Genomic DNA, 18,177 nt, shown 5'->3' with positions numbered 1-18,177 from the left:
TTCATTAATAGACAGGTTAATTAAACGAGAAAACACTGAAAAACAAAATGATAAGTATCTAAAGAAAATAAAATACATGGTAATTATGCTTAATGCTTAGCCAATTTAGCTTAATTAAATATTAACCTGTTACATTTTTCAAACAGGTTAATGTTTAAGGAAATCTGATCTGCAAAAAACAGTATTATTGTTACATTAACAGTTAAAAACGCTATTGCTTTTCAATTCTATTCTTCGATATTTGATTTAGCCGCGCATAAGTGTCGGCTTTAACCAGTTTACCTTTTAATCAGCAAAAAATGCAGGTACCTGCCCCCTGACGGTACCGGTATTTTGAAGAAAAACAACCTGCAAATCAAACTATTTACTACATGGAAAAATCACGCCGTACCTTTATCAGGCAGGCCTCGTTAGCCGGGGCCGGAATTATGCTTACCCCCAAAAGCTGGAGCGCACAAAGTTATAAACGTATCATTGGCGCCAATGATCGGGTCAGGGTTGGGGTTGTGGGCTTTTCAGACAGGCACAAAAGCTCACACGTGCCCAGTTTCATGAACCATTATAAAGAACTCAACTTTGATGTGGTGGCCGTATCTGATATCTGGAACAGGCGGCGGGAAGAAGGCTCTGCCCTCTGGAAAGAAAAAATGCAGCATGATGTAAAAGCTTACCGCAATAATGAAGAATTATATGATAGTAAAAGCGTAGATGCTGTATTCATCAGCACTGCCGATTTTCAGCATGCGCGCCATGCTATTGAAGCAGTAAAGGCCGGATGTGACGCGTATGTAGAAAAACCATTTGCCGAAACCATGGAAGATAACCGGGCTGCCTTAAAAGCGGTAAAGGAATCGGGCAAAATTGTGCAAATTGGATCGCAGCGCAGAAGCGGCGCTAATTATCATGCTGCTAACGAATTTATCAGTTCGGGCAAATTTGGGCCTATCACCATGGTTGAGCTTACCTGGAACGTGAACCAACCCGGACGCTGGCGCCGGCCGGAGCTATTAGGACAGCTGAAGGAACAGGATACCGACTGGAAACGCTTTATCATGAACAGGCCTTATGAAGATTTCGACCCGCGTAAATACCTGGAGTACCGCCTGTTTTGGCCGTACTCGTCAGGGCTGCCCGGACAGTGGATGAGCCATCAGATTGATACTGTACACTGGTTTACGGGCTTAAAACACCCCCGTAGTGTAGTTGCCAACGGCGGCATCTATATGTGGAAAGATGGGCGCCGTAACTGGGATACCATACTGGCCGCATTTGATTACGGTCCGCTTAATGATCCTTCAACCGGCTTCCAGGTTACTTTTGGCTCACGGATGCATAATGGTGATGAGCACCCGGCCGAAATTTACTATTCAAATGGCGGCGAGCTTAACCTGATCACCAATACAGTATCACCAAAAGGAGGCCTTACTCAAAAAATGGCCGATGCCATGCATATGAAGGCAAACCTGCTGCCTGAGATTAGCCTGGCCAATACAGAAAAGGTAGTAGCGTCGGCCAATACAGGAGGCGATGTACTTACTTCAAACCACGTACGCAACTGGATGGAATGCGTGCGCAGCCGTAAGCAGCCAAACGCCCCGGTTGAAGCCGGCTATAGCCATTCAATAGCCAACATCATGACCAACGCTGCCGTACATACCGGTTATAAAGCAACTTTTGATGAAGCTACCCAGGAGGTGATGGCTAATGGTAAAGTATTTAAATATTAACGCTTAATGATGTAAGTTAAAGGAAAGATTCCCCCCCTCTCGAGAGGGTGAGCGGCGGAACCAGCGATAGCAGGGGTGTGTTGCGCAAGCGATAAGCAAACAGCAAAAACACACCCCTACCCCCCCAAGAGAGAGGAATCGTAGATTCCCCCTCTCCATGTAGTTAATCTTACACACTAATCATATAACCCCATCTATCCATGAGAGTATTAAAAAACTGGGCTTTTGTTTTTGCCGCAAACACCCTGTTTGCAGTAACGGCCCAAGCTCAAAAAGCCGAACCGGTAAGGCTGGTAAAAACAACAAATAATAAAATAGATATCCTGATAGGTGGAAAACCCTTTACCAGTTTCCTGTATCCGGACAGTTTAGAAAAACCCGTTCTTTATCCTTTGCGGTCGGCAAACGGCACATTGGTAACCCGCGGCTTTCCGCTGGCCCCACGACCCGGCGACCCTACAGATCACCCGCATCACATAGGGTTATGGTTTAACTTTGAAAACCTGAACGGTCTGGATTTCTGGAATAACTCCTATGCCATACCCGCGGCTAAAAAGAGCAGTTATGGCTGGATCCGCACCGACAAAATTCTGGAAACAAAAGATGGTACAAAAGGCATACTGGCCTATCATGCAAACTGGACAGACCAGCAAAAGCAGGTGATACTGGAAGAGCAAACCCGTTTTGAATTTAGCGGAAATACCCAGGAACGGATCATTGACCGTGTAACTACGCTTACTGCGGATAAGGACGCTCTTTTTAAAGATGCCAAAGACGGCATGCTTGGCCTGCGCCTGGCCCATGAGCTGCAAATCCCTGACCCTGCCGATCAGAAATTTACCGACGATAAAGGCAATGTAACCATAGTAAAAGGTGGTACCGATAAAGTTGCCAACGGCACTTACCTTACAAGCGAGGGCAAAACAGGTAACGACGCATGGAGCACCCGCGGCGTTTGGTGCAAGGTATATGGTAAAATTGGAGCCGATTCGGTAAGCGTCACCATTATTGATCATCCTCAAAATCCTAATTATCCTACTTTTTGGCATGCCCGTGGCTATGGACTGTTTGCAGCCAATCCGCTGGGCGAAAAGGTGTTTACCAACGGCAAATCTGAAAAGAACCTTACTTTAAAGAAAGGCGAATCAGTAACATTCAGGTATCGGATCATCATACACAATGGCCCGCAAACCAACAGCGCAGCGCAATTAAACCAGGCTGCTGCGGCTTTTAAGTCATTTAAATAGTATCGTACCAAACAAACCAGTCCGGGATATTTATCAGGATTACTTTTTATCATTTTTAAATATCCCGGCAGGTATGTCGCTGCCCGCCGAGCCCGGCGCAAGGTTCAGGTAATTATGAGGTTGTTGCTTTTCCGTTTTAATCTCCACCAATAGTACCTTTCCTGTTTTTTTAATATTTTTTTCAATCAGATTGTTTGTTATTGCCGGGATCAGTTCGTTAGAGATATAGCCCAGATAGCCATCATTTTCCGTGATAAGGGAATTACTGAACGTGTAAGCGGGTTGTGTCTTATCAGGCCTCACCCAAAAAAATTTGCAATGGGTTACAATATTATGGTCAAAAACAAAGGGAGCGTCAGAGAGGCCGTACCAAATGCCCGATTCATAAGCACCGTAAATAATGGAATTGGTTAATGAGAAATCCTTTATTCCTTTTATCAGCACCATTGCATTACGACAGTTATAAAATATGCAATGATCAACATGGATACCGGCACCATGTGTCCAGAGCCCGCTTTGCAGGCGGGCGGCATTTTTCTCGCCGATGAAATAACACTGGGAAACTTCAAGCCCGTTCAGGTTTTCATCTTCACGGGTAATGGGATAATAATAAGGCACCTCCGGGTGCGAATTACCAACGAATTTTAAGCCTTTAAAACTTACATTATTCTTAGCGACCAGGAAGCCCACACAATGAATAAACTGTACCTCAGAATTATTTGGCGACACGGATTGGATAACCGGCATTTTCGCCGGCTGCCAGTCGGGGTCATCCGGCATAATAACCGCCTCAATGGTAAGTTTTGAGTGATCATCCTCATTTTTCGCAGTTTTGATGATCATTTCATGCGCTACCACATATAAGCCGGGTGCAAGTTTGATGGTAACCGGCTGTTCTCCCGTAAAGGAGCCTGCCAATGTCACTGCTTTTTCAAGGCTTAACAGCGGATCGGTTGCGGAGCCCGAAGCTGCTTCTTTACCTTTGGCTGGATCAACATACAAAATTTGGGCCTGAAGGCGCAGGCTCCCGATAAGCGGTAACAGCAGAAATAAAAATCTTAACTTTTTCATTGGTTTATGATTAATTGATGTCGGTTAACATGTAAACCGTTTTGCTCAATTAAATTTACAGGAGGTGCCATTTATATCAAATTCATTTACTGTTCAAATCCATTCAAGTTTATTCAAATTGTACGGCCCCGAACCTTGCCATGATTTGAGGTAAAAGAGCAACGTACCAGACCTGATTTCGCAGGGACCTAAACCGGCAAAATGTACAGAACTACCCTTACGAAATCATTGAAAGCATTTGTTATTAATAATTTGGTTATTAACCGGGTCATGAGTAAAACCTATGTTTTATGGCAAGTGAGACTACGCGGTTCTGTGCTCTAAGAGCACAGAACCGCGTAGTGGTAAGAAAAGTCAAATAAACATTGAGTAAATTAAAGTGTTATAGAATAACCCGTTTATTTTTTAGAAGGCATGGTCAATGGATACGGAACATACTTAAACACATTTAGAAGACAAAGCTACTCTTAATATTGTCTATCAGTTTTGCGCCCCCTGCCCATTGCTGTCGCCCTGTTTTAAATCATCATTGTTAACGCCGCGTTTCTTCTTTGGCATTTGCGGACCAAAATTCATTTTGCCGAAATTATAGGCAAAGCTAACGCCAAAAGATCTGAACGGCACCGAGAACCTGCTGCTTTGACTAAGCGGACCGCTATTGATATTGGAGGTAAAGTCTTTATAATCCTTAAATGGCTGCGTAATGTTCAAACCAATCGTTCCGCGTTTTTTCCAAACATCCTGCTTCAAACCTATCACCCACAAATTGAAAGAAGGGTTTGTTCCCTGGAAAGTTCTCCTTGCCGAGTTCTGGATCAAAAAAGTTTCGGCAGACAATGCTTTGTTTATTTTTACTGTTCCACTAATAAAAGCATTGTACTGAACATAGGTAGACTGGCTTGCCTGTTGCAGGCTGCTGATCACCTGCGGCTTATAGGTAAACGCATTAACGTTGCCCCGTATGGTGAGGACCCTGAACAGTTCTGTTGAGCCAAAGAAGGTTACACCAATGGAATTATTGTTACCCACGTTAAGGTAATTGGTTAGGGAAACATCCCTGGTAACCGGGTTCCCGCTATTATCCACCGTAGTATAAGGCACAGTACGCACATAGCTTTCAATAATATCATCGGTCTTCCTGTAGTAAACGGAGGCATTGATCACACTGCTTTTGATGAAGGTGGAATAAGTCATTTCTACGGTCTGCGTAATTTCGGGCGACAATTCCGGGTTACCCTGCGATTGGTTAAGAGGATTACTGGTGTTCAGAAACGGGTTTAAATATTGCAGGCTCGGCCGCTGGATACGCTTACTATAGCTTAGTTTCAGCGTTTGGGTGGGCGTTAAAGCTTTTGAAATCACAAAGCTTGGAATAAAATTGGTATACGTATTATCAAAAGGTGCCAGGCCTGCACTGACATTGCCCGAATTTCCATTAATTTTTGTATTCTCTAACCGGGCACCTGCCTGAACTGTAAAACCATCTTTCAAATTTGCTGTAAGCAAGCCGTAGCCCGAGTATACATCCTGGTCGTAACTATAGGTGTTGGATGTGGCCGCATTAAATACGTACGCTCCGGAAGCATCAGGATTAAAAAAATCGTATTCGCTGGAGATTCTCCTTAAAATACTTTTCGCACCTGTTTCCAGCTTAAATACCTTGCTGACAGGCAGTACGTAATCCAACTGGTAAGTGTATTCATTATTGGTACCGTTGTTAACCGCACGCTGGTTTTGGGTAAAAGCAGAATATTCTGACAGATAGTTTACATCTGATGTACCATGTGTCCATTGAAAAGCAAAGCTTAATTCTTCACCTTCCTTTTTAAACTTATGAGTAAAATCGTTATTCCAGTCAAAATTGGAGACTTTGAATTCGTTGCTTGTTAAGGCTGTATAATCGATATTCCCCTCTGATGCAGAATTATTACTATTTACCGAATTACCTTTATTTTTAAATGCCCCGCCCCTAAGGCTAAAAGTAGAGTTAAACGTGTTTTGATCATTAAAATCATATCCCAAAGATGCCGAGCCATTGGTAAAATGACGGTTTGATGTATTTTGCCCGTTTGACGAGGATGATGTACCCAGTTCGGTATTTCGACTGCTGAAGGATTGATAAGTGGTTTGTGGCCATCCAACGTTATAACCCAGGTTAGCTGTAATGCTTAGTTTATTTTTGTTGAAGTTGATATTCCCGCTCTCATTGTTTTGACGGGTGCCTATACCCATATTGATGGAGCCGCTTACACCGGCAACCTCCTTCTTCTTCGTGATGATATTGATGATGCCGGCCGAACCTTCCGCATCATATTTAGCCGACGGCGCCGTTATCACTTCAATATTCTTGATCTGATCGGAAGGCATGGATTTCAAAACGTCGCCCGCGTTGGTTACCAACGCGCCTGAAGGCTTGCCATTGATCAGTATCCGTACGTTCTGATTTCCGCGAAGGGAAACATTGCCGTCCATGTCAACCGAAACCATGGGCACTTTGCGCAGGATGTCAGAAGCATTACCGCCGGCACTGGTCACATCTTTTTCCGCATTAAAAACTAATTTATCAATATGGTTCTCCACCAGGGCTCTTTGCCCGGTAACCTGAACATCGGCCAGCATCTTAGCACTTGGCGAAACGATAACCTGCCCAAGGTTCCTGTCGGTTTTGGTTCCCGTTAAAATAACGCCGTCAATTGTTTTGGTAGAGTAACCTATAAAAGCGATTTGGACGCGATAAGTTCCGGGCGCTACACCGGTGATTTTGAAACTCCCTTTCTGATCTGTCAGGCTGCCGTTCATTGGAGCAGTTGTGCCTGCTTTAAATAAGCTTACTGTCGAATAGTCAAGTGGCTTTTTAGTCAGGGAGTCTATTACGGTTCCTGAGATGGTTCCATTACCCAAAGAGGCCCCTGATGGCGGGCCAGCTGGCTGTTGGGCTTGCACGGTTCCTGCCGCCAATAAAAACCATGTTATCAGTTTCAATGCCCGCAGGCTCGTGGTATTTTTTAACTTGAGCTTGTAATTTTCAGTTCCCATATTCGAGATTTTGAAACAAAACAAAGCAAATACATTGATCAAAATCTGCAGAATAGACGGATCGGCCTTAATAATAGACCAAACGAACGTTAGAGTCTATAGCTTGGCGATTGAGGAATTTTCAATAAAAACTATAGATAAAAGTTGTCATTCTGTCTATTAATTCCTGTAAACCGTCTATTCCTTAAAAAAAATAAAAAAAACATTTGGTCATTTGCATCATCCCGCTGAGATGGGATTTAGTTGATTACTGTATTTTATTACAGTATGGTGCGTTTTGCCTGAGAAACAAAACGCACTTTTTTCCGCTATTTTTATGGTAAATTCCCGATATGGCTTTTTCAGGCTTAAAGAAGATCTTTTTCTCAGTTCACTTTTATATAGTGGCCTGTTTATTAGCGTTAATGTTATTCCCATTATCCTGGCCCTTAAAACTCCCCGGTGAATTTTGGATCAAACAGGTATTGATACATTTGGTATGGGCAACATTATTCTATGCCAATCTGTTTTATTTTACGCCCCAATTGATTTACAAAAACAAGGCTGTATTATTTGTTCTTTTGATGATAGCTATTCTCGTCTCCGTTGTGTACTTAAACAATTGGTTAGATGAAGTGACCGGCTGGAAAGCTGTATTTACCAAAGTTTACAAAAACCCGGCTAAAAAATCATCTGACGATAACCATGTTTATAATTATTGGACTATTATAACTGCACTTGTTTTACTCGGAGTGAGTACAATCATCGCGGTCTCCAGGAAAATCAAGGCCGACCAGGAAGCCTTCCGTGCTACCGAACAGGAAAAAATCAGCTCTGAGCTTTCTTTTTTAAAAGCACAGATCAATCCGCACTTCTTTTTTAATATCCTGCATACCATTTATGCACTCGCTGATAGCAACCCTGTGGCCTCCAAAGATGCGGTTTATACACTTTCGCATATGATGCGTTATGTTATTTATGAAACAAAGAATGATCTGACCGACCTGGAAAAGGAGATCAAATTTATGGAAGACTATATCAAGCTGATGAAACTGAGGCTGAGCGATGATGTACAGATCATTTTTGAAAAACAGGCCAGCTTAAAAAATCACGACATAGGCCCCATGCTTTTCCTGCCATTTGTTGAAAATGCCTTTAAGCATGGCATCAGCGGGGTACACCCAAGTTACATTTATATAGAGATCAGTCAATCTGCCGAAGAGTTGAAGCTGGAGATCAGAAATTCCCTTTTTGAAGAACAAACAGCTCAGTTGGAAGATAGTAATGGCATCGGTATTGTCAATACGAAAAGAAGGCTCGACCTGCTTTATCCCGGGCGCTACACTTTATCGGTACACCGCGACTCCAATATCAGGGAATTCATTGTAAATTTAACTTTCCGATTCAAATGAAAATTGACTGCATAGCTGTAGACGACGAACCGATAGCTTTAAAGCTAATTACTTCGTACATTGAACAAACCCCATTTTTAAATTTACAGGGTACGTTCGGCAACGCTATCGAAGCGCTCAAAGCTATTCATCAACAACCCGGCCTTCAGTTGATATTTTTAGACATCCGGATGGCCGACCTAAGCGGTGTGGAACTGGCCCGGATCATTGAGCAAACCGGAAAGAAAAAAGGTCCGCGCGTTATATTTACAACAGCTTATGATCAATATGCTTTAGACGGCTTTAAGGTGAACGCGTTAGATTACTTATTGAAACCGTTTAGTTTTGTTGATTTTTCAAAAGCAGCTACCAAAGCATATGATTATTTTGAGATTTTGGAAAGCGCTCAAAATAATATAACTCCCGGAACGCCTGTTGAAAAGAACTATATTTATCTTAAGGTTGATTATCAGCTGGTAAAAGTTAATATAGCAGACATCCTTTATATCGAAGGACTTAAAGATTATGTAAAGATTTTCCTGGCGAACCAGGATAAACCGTTATTGACCCTCACAAGCCTGAAAAACCTTGAAGAGAAACTCCCGGCCAGTATTTTCCTGCGAATCCACCGCTCATTTATCGTATCCAAAGAAGCAGTCAAATCCGTTACCAAAAATTCTGTTCAGATTGAAAACACTACGATACCTGTAACAGAACAATATAAAGAAGTTTTTGCCGCATTCCTGAAAGATTGGTCGTGATCATCATTTGTTGTCCATCAGGGGTTTAATATTTATGAGCCGGCATAACCCTCGTTTCTCCAAAACGGCTCTGCATGTTCCATTACAATTTCACAGATCCTGCCATAAAGATTTGAAGCACACGCAGCAATCACCTACTGATTTCCGCAGGACGGTTTCCTGAATATATCTTTTCTTTTGGCCCGTCGGCTTTGGGGATAAATAAAAAAGTTAAGGACGCTAATTTTTATAAAATGAAATTTTATCAATTACTACACCAGGGTCAATAGCCCTGATAGATAATTTGTGTGTACCGGTGGCTAATGATGGTAAATCTATTAATGCACTAACGTAATTATTTCTAATACCCTGGTTACGGTTAGGTCCATTCTCATCTTCCTTACCATTTGACCCCGGCACTTCTGTTGTTGAAATAAATTTATTATCAACTAAAATGGCTACCCTTAATTGCATACCAGGATAAATTCTGAAAGTTGGCATAAAATCAATCCTCACCTTTGCTAAGTTGCCATCAGTTTTAAAATTGTAATTCAATGCAGGAGCTTTTGCATCATCAGGTTTCCATGATAAATTAAGGTTAACCGGTGTCAATGCCATAGCCCGGCCGCTGTTGCCCAATCCTTGTATAACCGACCATTTTGCGGTTCCGGCTGTGGTTTGTTCATCGGCAGATGAAGCGTTTCTTGTTATATCCGCCTCAATTGCTTTTTTGGTGGTGTCCGGTTTCCTGGTTTCAGCCCATGGCCATGCTACCTGGCTACTCCATGATAGGAGATTTTGACCGGTTACTGTTCCCGGCATCATATATTGCCATTTCCCCCCTGCTATTTTATTGTTATAATTATCAACTTCGGATTCCAATGCTGCTTTAAGGCGATCTATCTCTGCCTGATGAACAGATTGATTTGCGCCATAAACAATTGCCCTGTCATGCATAAATATAAGTCCGGTTTCTGCCATGATACGGGCCGAAAAACCAATCATTTCTGTATAGGGATCCTGCTTATTTAAAGGTACAGACTTTGCTACAGAAGTTTCAAGATTTAATAATCTCTGATAATCAGCTTGTAATTGCACAGCTTCGTTATCCGACAAAGAAATAGCCCAATCACGATTCATTAATTCAGGTTTCCGCACCGTGCCTAAACGATAAAATTCTGTAAGCAAGTTGTTAAGTGTGGTTACATTTTCGTCAAAATGTTCTGTTAGAAATGCTTTCAAAAATTGGGGTTGTGCATCCGTATGTTGACTTTCCGGGTTCCATGATAAACGTGAAAAATAGTCGATCCCCAATTCCATTGGTTTAACATCACCTACGTTAATCACCCACATCGTCCGGGCCTGATTCTCCCAGGCCTTATGAAACTCTTCCCACATTAATGCCGGCGAGGTAGAATTAATCCAGGTATACGAATGAGGGCCACCATAGTACGATAAGTGCCAGTATAATCCGCTACCGCCGGCCCGTTTCCTTTCCGTGGGATTCGATAAGCGGCGAATATATCCAAAATTGTCATCTACCCAAATCAGGGTTACATCATCGGGTACTTTTAAGCCGGCATCATACACAGGCAGTACCTCTTTATAAGGAACAAAACATTGAGCAACAGGCCCCCATTGTTTATTGACATACTGATTAATAAGATCTCGCTGGTTTTTAAATACTTTTTCCAAAAGAATTATCCTTTCGGGTATACCTGACGGAGGCGATTCCATACCACGATCATGTATGCCGCGTATACCCATTGTCCAAACTGCTTCTTTATCTTTTCTATCCTTAGCAGTTTCTTTCCAGTATTTATAAACGCTATCAGTGTTGGTGCTGTAATTCCAGGCACCTTTAATTTTCTCGTTCCAATGCACGTTATTATACAGCATCGGTTCACAATGTGATGAACCTGCAACAATACCATAACGATCGGCCAAAGCTACATTCTCCGGAGTATCGCCAAATTCTTTAGACACTTCATGCATAGCAGGCCAAATATAGTTGAGCCGCAAACGCAACATCAATTCAAATAATTTTTCATATGTCTTGGGCCCAATGCCGTGTGCAAAATCCTTTTCAAAGTTTTTCCTTGCCCATTGATTTATTCCCCAGTCTTCGTCATTAATAAAAATACCACGATATTTAACTGCCGGTTCGTCCCATGTTGGTTTAGGTACGGAGATCGTAACTGTTTTTCTTTTAGCAGTGGGAACATCGGCCCACCAATGCCATGGTGATACACCTATTTTCCTTGAAATTTGTAAAAGCCCATAAACTGTCCCTCGTCTATCGCTTCCAACTATAATGAGCGCTTTTTTTACACCAGGTGCGGGGTTGTTAACTATTTGCCATAATGAAGCCTCCCAACGGCCTTTAATTTTATTAATATTTTTGATCTTGTGTGCCGCTATCAACCTATCAATAGCCGGGCTTTTACCAATAGTGCCGGCAATAATCATTTCAGCGGCAGGATGCTTCAAGGTAGTAATAGCCGGCGAAGTTCCGGTAACCTGTTTTATATCGTCGGCAAAAAAACCAGCCGCAAGTTTCACCGCCTGGTAATCAGAATCATCAATAGCCAAACTTATACTTTTTTGAGCAGTGGCCAATGTAATATCTGTTGGTTTTGAAGCTAAAGCAGTTTTTACACTCAAATTTTGAGCATTAACGTTTATCGTTGTTGCTAAGGTTAGCAGTAAATACAGTAGCGGTGTTGTTTTTAATATGTTGCGGTTATAATATTCATTATTCATGATAACTTACGCGGTATTCAAGAGTGATTTTAACATATGTAATACTGTATCGTGTGACCATATTAAAAATCAACCAAACCGGTGAGATAAACCATCAGTTTGGTTGATTTTTAACATCCATGATTCCGCTCTAATTTAGCGCCTTTATTCCATTTTTCAGCGGCTGTTACAGGCCATAATTTATCGGCGGGTCATAGGTAACTGTAATATCGGCTACAAACTGCCAAATCAGACCCGATAAGCCCCGGTGGCCGGTTAACCTACTTCTTTCAACTCGCCGTTGCCCTAAATGAATGCGGGATGTTAATTTTCTACTAACTGATTACTTAGAACTAATAAGCTAAAAGCTAAATCAATTTATCGACAGCAACACATCAGTTATTTATCTTCACTTCGCCGTCTATTACCTCAAAAGGAATCCACAGATAACCAGATTTCTCCAGGTCAAGTTTGTTCCACAAATCTCCCATAAAGATAAAATTTGAAGGTTTTCCATTTACCGGCAAAACGTAATTTCCCTGGGCAAAGAATGTCTGTTCCGAATTGGTACCATTACAGGGATTACCTATCTCACTCCATGGTCCCATGATATTATCCGCAGTTGCGTAGGACGCTGCATTAGGGCTCCAACCAGAGCATCCCGAAGTGAGCAGGAAATATTTGCCGTTATTTTTGAAAAGTGCCGGGCTTTCGCGCTTTCTGTCGATCAGAATCCTGGTATAATGTTCCGTTGGCTTTAAATAATCATCTGTCAGCAGGCAAACATGCATAGTGTTGTTATCTTCAGATGAATACACAACGTAGGCTTTTCCGTCGGTATCCTTAAAAAGTGTCATGTCGCGCAGCATTTGGTTGTTTGGTTTGATACTACCCAGGTATGTGTATGGCCCCTCGGGTGAATCGCTTACCGCGATACCGGCCTTTGAATCCTGGTAATCATTTTTGTCGTTATGGAACCACATCACAAATTTTCTGGTTTTCTCATTGTAAAGCACCTTGGGCCGCTCAATTACCCTACCGGTATCCAAATCGTTTGATTGATCACCTGTCACAGATTTTAATGCAATTCCGAGGTTTTTCCAATGTTTCAGATCTGTCGACGAATAACAGGATACACCACCTGCAGGAACCCGGTAATCTTCCCAGTTTTGCCCGGGGACAAGCCAGGTTTTGCCTTTTTTAATTTCCCCAAACAGGTAATATACCTCATTGTGATAAAGTACCCCGGCTCCGTGGGCATTAATGACGTTTCCGTCGGTATCCTTAAAATCTCCGCCCGAAATGATGTTTTGCGAACGCGCCTGATTAGTGAAAAATATGGATAAGATCAGGATTAGTACTGTATATTTCATATATTTTGTTTTCTATTTTAACAGGTAGATTATTGTACTAAGGCTTTATGGGCCAGGCTTATGAATAAGGTTTAAAAATAGACAAAAAAGGTGGCTGCAACGCAGCCATCCTTTTGTCTTAACATATCCCCGAAATTGAATTTATCAGTTGCTCAAATTAGGATCAAGCTGAGTTTCGCCAGCCGGAACAGGCAAATAATATTTAGGTGTGCCAATCACCGGATTTTCCGCTGCATCTCTTTTAGCGATGACCGCCGGCAAAATTTGTAACCGCGTGATATCAAACCAACGGGTATATTCTCCCGCAAATTCCCATGCCCTTTCATTGATCACAGCGTTAATGAAATCTGTGCTGGAGAGACCGCTTAACGGGGCCAGCCCAGCCCTTGAACGTATCGAATTAATACTGCTATAAGCCTGTTCATTCGGTGCGCCTGTACGTGCCTGCGCTTCCGCGTAAATCAAAAGCACATGTGCAAACCTCATAAGGTGAAGCGTGGAACTTGGCGAATTAATATTGCCATCATCCGGTGCCCTGAACTTCTGGTAATAAGGATGTTTCACGAAAGTGCTCTGCCACGGAATTTTAGTACCGTCAGCTTTGGTAATGACAGTATGAAAAGTAACATCCTTCCTTATCCCTGCCGGAAAATCATTAAAAAACCTGATCTCGGTAAAATAATCGTCCCAGCCGTTTTCCTCAAGCGGCATGGCCGAAGCACCGGTAACTACGTTTGAGTTGAACCAGTTACAGGTACCACAATTATGGATCGAGAACACTTCCTCAGCAGTTGCAGTACCCGCCTTTGTATTTTGCCAAAGGGTATTCAGGTTCGATACCAGGTCAAAACCATAGGAGGCTTTGTTATCGATCACCTCTTTAGCTTTAGCAGCGGCGAGTGCATATTTTGAATTATCATTAATAGGCCACCCCCCCTCTGTAAGGTAAACATCAGCAAGCAACGCAGATGCAGCACCTTTTGATGCCCTGCCGTCATCTTTCTTTTTATCCGCCATAAGCTTCTCCGCGTTGATGAGATCACTTTCAATAAGTTTATAAACTTCTGCCGGCCCCGTCCCCGATACTTTCAAAACTGACGGGTCATAAACCTCTGAAGTTATTAATGGAATTTTACCCCATAACCTGATAAGCCAGTAATAGTCAAGCGCACGAAGATAATAGGCCTCACCAACTATCTGGTTTATAATAGCTGCATCACCAGAAGTGGTTTTATAATTATTGATAATATTATTGGCACCCTGAATTGATTTATAACAGCCATTCCAGATGTTTACCATACGGCCGTTCAAGCTGGAAACATTATATTGGTCAAACTCACGGAAATCCTGCTTGTTACTTGCCGGATGGGTAGTCAGATCATCAGATCCCATCAATACGGCATCTATTGCCGCGGTAGTAAAACCCGATACCCAGGTTGTTGCCAAAGGTTTGTAGGTCCCGGTCAGGGCAGCGTTCAACCCGGCAACGGTGCTTAGGGCCTGACTGCCTACAACCTGGCCGCGAGGGTCTTCCTTCAAAGATTTTTTACAGCCGGCAAATGCCAGTGCCAATAAAACAAATAAGATCTTTTTCATGATTAGTTTAGTTAAAATTTAAACACAGCCCCTGCTGTAAATGTCCTCGAATTCGGATATGATCCGTTGTCAATACTTTGGGTTATATCTGATCCCGACCCCGCGTTGGTAGATTCGGGGTCAAAACCTTTGTATTTGGTTATGGTAATGAGATTGGTAGCCCCTACGAAAACCTTCAGGCCAACATTGGGTATTGTACCTTTAGGAAAATCATATGACAAATTGATGTTTTTAAGCCGCACAAAATCCCCTTTTTCCAGAAACCGGGTAGACTGGAAGTAGTCTTTGTTGGTGGAGCTGAAAGCAGGAATGTTTGACGTTTCATTTACACCAGGAATGTACCTGCCTGTAATTGCAGCGTTGGTGGCCTGCCTCGCCTCGGGGTTGGCTGTAATTGTCTTTCCGTACGAATAATCAAGTTTGTCATAGCCAAGCAGGGATTGAAAAAACACGTTGAGGGAAAGATTACCATAAGTAAACGTGTTGTTCCAACCCAGCGAATATTTAGGAAGCCCGTTTCCAATGATCTGAAAATCCGAACCTGTAATGGCATTATCGCCATTAAGGTCCTGGTATCTTGAATCACCAGGTTTGGCACCAAACTTAGCAGCTTCGGCAGCTTGTGAGGGTTTCCAGGTTCCGAGATACCTTAATCCCCAGTAAGAACCAAGGGGTTGCCCTGCTACAATCGTAAACTCGGGCTGTGATGAAAGGCCTGCGCCTGCATTGCCGGTCGAGAAGATGTTCTTTAAAGAGCCGATGTTTTCAACCAGGTTTTTCTGGAACGAAATGTTAAAAGCGCTGCTCCAGGTAAATTTCCCCGAGCTTACAGGTACCCCGCTCAGGTTAAACTCGATGCCGCTGTTTTTTACCCTGCCAACATTGCTAACGATGCTCCCTCCGCCCGCAAAGGCAGGTAAAGGCAAGGAAAGCAGCAGGTCGCGGGTATGTTTCACGTACGCATCGGCGCTGAGGCTCAGCCTGCCTTTAAATATTGTCATATCAAAGCCAAGGTCTTTAGCTTCGGTAGTTTCCCATTTAAGTTTTGGATTGGCAGCATTACCAAGAACAATACCTGACGATACGCTTGACGAGTTGAAACTGGTGGCTGCGGAAAAAAGATCGCTCAGGTAAGTTGACAATGTTGCATAAGGACTGATGGCCTGGCTACCGGTTAAGCCCCAGCTTCCGCGCAATTTCAACTGGTCGAAGAAATTCAGTTTTTTGATAAAAGGTTCTTCTGACAATTTCCATCCAAGAGCAACCGACGGGAAGGTACTTTCCTGGTTAATAGGCTGAAACTTTGATGAACCATCCCTCCTTACAGACACGGTTAACAAATACTTGTCGTTATACGCATAATTCACCCTGCCTAAATACGAAATGAGGTTAGACCTTGAATACGAAGATCCGGCAGACTGTGTAGAAGAAAGGGCGAGATTATCAAAGCCCAGATTGTAGAATGTTAAACCTGTAGCATTGGCGTTGAACATAGTAGAAGTATATTTTTGCTGTTCAAACACGGCTGTTACATTTAAACTATGCACCTTGTTGAAAGTATGGGTGTAGTTTAATGTATTTGTATTTTGCAGGTTCAGCAATTCGGCCGAAGTACGGCTGGCAGTCGGCACATTGTTAGTGATGGTTGGGCCCGAATAATATTCACCCTGCTGGTTCTGATAATCTACCCCGAAACTAACATCGAGTGAAAGATCTTTGAAGAAATGATAATTCGTTCCACCCACCAGGTTGGCACTGGTGTTGTTAAGGATATTGGTTTGATCGGTGGCCAACGCTACAGGATTCTGAAATATCGAACCAACAGGATCACTTATTGTGTATGTACCCGCCGCGGTTCGTACAGGCGTAGTTGGTGCCCAGCCAAGCGCCTGAACTACCGGGCTGCTTACACCTCCCTGATTGTTGAGGTTCTCCCTCCTCATTCCCGAAACATTAAACCTAACCGCCAACTTATCAGTAAACTGCGAGTTCAGGTTTGACCTTACTGCATATCTTTTATAGCCCGAATTAAGCACGATGCCTTTTTGGTTCAGGTAATCCAACGAAACAAGGTACTGTGACTTTGCCGTACCGCCTGAGGCGCCAACTTTGTATTCCTGGGTCGGAGCGGTTCTGAAAATCTGATCCTGCCAGTTTGTACCCCCATTTTTCCTGTAACCTGCAATCTGATCATCAGTGTAAGTAGGTGCCACACCAAGTTGAGTTGCGCGCTGATTAACAACGGTTGCATAATCGGCCGCATTTAGCAGGTTATATCTTTTAGATACCTTTGAACTGGAGTAAAGAGAAGAAACTGTGATTTCAGGTTTTTGGGCGTTGCCCCTCTTAGTGGTAACAAGCACCACCCCGTTTGCACCTCTGCTACCATAAATCGCGGTACTGGATGCATCCTTTAACACCTCAATATTGGCTATATCGTCGGGGTTGAGGTTATTAAAATCGCCGCCGATAAAACCATCTATTACATACAAGGGGTTATTATCACCGAGGATTGAATTTGATCCCCTCACCCTGATCTTTACATCGCCGCCCGGAGCGCCGGAGTTAGTTACAACCTGAACACCGGATACCCTGCCCTGCAACGCCTGGTCAAGCCTTGTAACAGGCTGGTCTTTGAAATCTTTTGCCGAAAGGCTTGATAGTGCACCTGTAACATCAGATTTTTTTTGCGTGCCATAGCCCACTACAACTACTTCAGACAAATTTTTGTTATCCGGCTGAAGCGTAATGGTAACGGTGCTTCCCTGCTTTACGTTCACTTCCTGCTTCAGATAACCGATGTAAGAAAAAATCAGTGTGCCGTTTCCCCCGGGAATATTTAAAGAAAAATGGCCATTATTATCTGTAACAACCCCGGCAGAGGTACCTTTAAGCCCGACCGAAACACCTGGCATATTTCCTCCTTTTTCATCTTTAACGGTTCCATTTACCGTTGAGCCCTGTGCTGCCGAAAATAAGGGTAAAAGCACAAGGAAGTATAACAGGCAAAACAATTTTGTAACCGTCCGGGCCGGCTGCCGGAGCTTAAGGGAAAAGTGTGGCTCAAAAATATTTCGGCCACCAAAAATTGGTAAGATTTTACTCATAAACTGTAAGAATTAAATTAAAGTTGGTTAAGGATGAAAACTGCCCCGGATCCGTTCGGTTAGCTTTCATCAATTGGCTGGTACAAATAAAGAGGCGTTTGCGCGGGAATTATGCGCTGTTTTAGGTATAAATTAAGCTCAAATTGGTAATTATACCTCTTGTATTAT

10 protein-coding genes are annotated in these 18,177 nt (G+C 42.9%); 4 read left to right on the top strand and 6 right to left on the bottom strand.

What is annotated here, in order from left to right; all coding sequences use genetic code 11:
- Nucleotides 1-371: 371 nt before the first annotated feature.
- Together MusilaSJ_RS25810 and MusilaSJ_RS25805 are read left to right on the top strand one after the other, a co-directional pair.
- Complete coding sequence (locus MusilaSJ_RS25810; RefSeq protein WP_274987633.1) at nt 372-1,727, top strand: Gfo/Idh/MocA family protein; 1,356 nt, start codon at nt 372-374, stop codon at nt 1,725-1,727.
- 200 nt (nt 1,728-1,927) lie between these two features.
- The gene (locus MusilaSJ_RS25805) at nt 1,928-2,974 is read left to right on the top strand and encodes a DUF6807 domain-containing protein (RefSeq protein ID WP_274987632.1); all 1,047 of its coding nucleotides are present in this window, start codon (nt 1,928-1,930) and stop codon (nt 2,972-2,974) included.
- A gap of 39 nt (nt 2,975-3,013) precedes the next feature.
- Here MusilaSJ_RS25805 and MusilaSJ_RS25800 read toward each other — a convergent pair whose 3' ends face one another.
- Both MusilaSJ_RS25800 and MusilaSJ_RS25795 read right to left on the bottom strand, forming a co-directional pair.
- The gene (locus MusilaSJ_RS25800; RefSeq protein ID WP_274987631.1) at nt 3,014-4,045 is read right to left on the bottom strand and encodes a right-handed parallel beta-helix repeat-containing protein; all 1,032 of its coding nucleotides are present in this window, start codon (nt 4,043-4,045) and stop codon (nt 3,014-3,016) included.
- 480 nt (nt 4,046-4,525) lie between these two features.
- A complete protein-coding gene (locus tag MusilaSJ_RS25795; RefSeq protein WP_274987630.1) occupies nt 4,526-7,081 on the bottom strand; it encodes a TonB-dependent receptor in 2,556 nt (851 codons plus the stop codon).
- A 563-nt stretch (nt 7,082-7,644) separates the two neighbouring features.
- Between MusilaSJ_RS25795 and MusilaSJ_RS25790 the strand changes: the two genes are divergently transcribed.
- Nucleotides 7,645-8,472, top strand: coding sequence for a sensor histidine kinase (locus MusilaSJ_RS25790; RefSeq protein ID WP_274987629.1), 828 nt, complete (start codon nt 7,645-7,647; stop codon nt 8,470-8,472).
- Nucleotides 8,469-9,212 carry a LytR/AlgR family response regulator transcription factor gene (locus MusilaSJ_RS25785; RefSeq protein ID WP_274987628.1) on the top strand — a complete coding sequence of 248 codons (744 nt, stop codon included), beginning with the start codon at nt 8,469-8,471 and terminating at the stop codon, nt 9,210-9,212. The genes MusilaSJ_RS25790 and MusilaSJ_RS25785 overlap by 4 nt, the downstream gene beginning before the upstream one ends.
- Nucleotides 9,213-9,431: 219 nt before the next feature.
- Here the strand turns inward: MusilaSJ_RS25785 and MusilaSJ_RS25780 are convergent, their stop codons facing one another.
- The 4 genes from MusilaSJ_RS25780 to MusilaSJ_RS25765 form a co-directional block, all read right to left on the bottom strand.
- Complete coding sequence (locus MusilaSJ_RS25780; protein ID WP_274987627.1) at nt 9,432-11,954, bottom strand: glycosyl hydrolase 115 family protein; 2,523 nt, start codon at nt 11,952-11,954, stop codon at nt 9,432-9,434.
- A gap of 374 nt (nt 11,955-12,328) precedes the next feature.
- Nucleotides 12,329-13,306: a glycoside hydrolase family 43 protein gene (locus MusilaSJ_RS25775; protein WP_274987626.1), complete on the bottom strand. Its 978-nt coding sequence runs from the start codon at nt 13,304-13,306 to the stop codon at nt 12,329-12,331.
- 144 nt (nt 13,307-13,450) lie between these two features.
- Entirely contained in the window at nt 13,451-14,902 is a 1,452-nt protein-coding gene (locus MusilaSJ_RS25770) for a RagB/SusD family nutrient uptake outer membrane protein (RefSeq protein WP_274987625.1), read from the bottom strand.
- A gap of 11 nt (nt 14,903-14,913) precedes the next feature.
- Nucleotides 14,914-18,009: a SusC/RagA family TonB-linked outer membrane protein gene (locus MusilaSJ_RS25765; RefSeq protein WP_274987624.1), complete on the bottom strand. Its 3,096-nt coding sequence runs from the start codon at nt 18,007-18,009 to the stop codon at nt 14,914-14,916.
- Nucleotides 18,010-18,177 lie beyond the last annotated feature (168 nt).

The sequence above is a fragment of the Mucilaginibacter sp. SJ genome (assembly GCF_028993635.1).
In the GTDB taxonomy this organism is placed as follows: Bacteria; Bacteroidota; Bacteroidia; order Sphingobacteriales; family Sphingobacteriaceae; genus Mucilaginibacter.
The sequence above is the reverse complement of the archived record's forward strand: the minus strand, read 5'-3'. Positions and strand labels throughout refer to the sequence as shown.